The organism is Bacillus sp. MYb209 (genome assembly GCF_002975175.1).
Taxonomy (GTDB): domain Bacteria; phylum Bacillota; class Bacilli; order Bacillales; family Bacillaceae_G; genus Bacillus_A.
In genome coordinates, this window is sequence record NZ_PCNZ01000125.1 from 1 (window position 1) to 1,379 (window position 1,379).

At 35.9% G+C, this 1,379-nt stretch carries 1 protein-coding gene; it reads right to left on the reverse strand.

The features are described from left to right. Window positions 1–551: 551 nt before the first annotated feature. Window positions 552–1,112 (reverse strand): DUF2199 domain-containing protein, encoded by a 561-nt coding sequence (locus tag CQZ94_RS30720; RefSeq protein WP_105588436.1) that lies wholly within the window; start codon window positions 1,110–1,112, stop codon window positions 552–554. Window positions 1,113–1,379: the final 267 nt, after the last annotated feature.

The window sequence follows — 1,379 nt, forward strand, 5'->3', positions numbered from 1 at the left end:
TGAAGTTCATCCATCAACTATTTGGAATTGTTGCTTAAGACTAGATTCCACTAGGAAACTTTTCGCCTCTTTATATCTTTCCCAAGTATTTGTACCAGAACCCTTTACCCTCTGTCACATCGTTTGACTTTGCAGTCATCCTACTGTTCATGCAGATGACATAGGGATTACCAAGTTTCACATTCCACAGATGCGACAGGGTTAGGTAGGCTCTTTACTCCGGATAAGTTGTGGGATGCAGCACGGCAGCATTATGAGACTACCTTTCCTCTTATCAAGACCTGGGCAAAGCTGTACATTATCCCAAGCTAACGGTTACGAAGCTTGCGAACCTTCACTCTCGTTCAATACCTGTCTTCTTCTAGCAGTATTCTGAGCCATGTACAGACCCTCTGTTTCCTCATTTCCTCATGCAACCCACGGGCTCGTTACAAAGCCCGCAGTTTCGGATGGAGATAGCCTTTGCATCTAGTCTAGTAGCGGAAGCTACACTGTGAGAATGCGACTTCTTGTCGCACCATAATTATCGTTATTGGAAGTTGTAATATGTTTTACTCAGAATCCTCTTCTTGATTATATTGAGTAACAATTTCTTTAATTTCTGCAACTCTTTGTAGAGTAATTCCTTCTCTCTGTTCAATTGCTAAAGGATGATCAGTCAGTTCCAATTCGATAAAGAGCCTTATTCCAATAGCTCTTGTATGGACATGAGTTTTCAAATTTAATGTATCGGGATAACCAGGGATTGATGTAGAAAGCCATCCGAAGTAAGGTTCTTCTGTTTCTCTTTCTTCCAATTTCCATAATCCCATTGTTTTGTTGAAGCTTTCTTCGCTTAAAGATACCCATATATTCCAAATAAATATTTCGTTACTATCTATAATTGGAATTTCTATACAACCTCGAACAAAGTAATATTCTCCATCCATAATGCAGATATCAGAATTTATTTCAAAGCGTTTTCGTCTTTCCATTTCAGGAACATTATAATAATAAATAGGAGCATCACTTCCATAGCTCATTGGTAGCTCCTGTTCAGAGTGAATACAACGAAATTTTTCATAACTAATTTCTTTCTTATTTGTTCTTCCATACGATCTTCTTCTACGAATTTGATTATATGCTCCTTATCTCATCGTTTATCTTAAATTATATATGAGAATTGATATGTATATCATATTCATGTTCCGTTAACATAACGTCTTATTATCGGTAGAAAAATGTTAAAGCAATAATTACAAATAAAGAAAAAGAATCCCTTATGATTTTTGGGATTCTTTTTCTTGTTTAAAGTTTGCTCACACAAATGATCTGCACATCAATCCATCTTTGATATACAGATCATTTGTATGATAATTTTTATAAATAATTGCGGAATA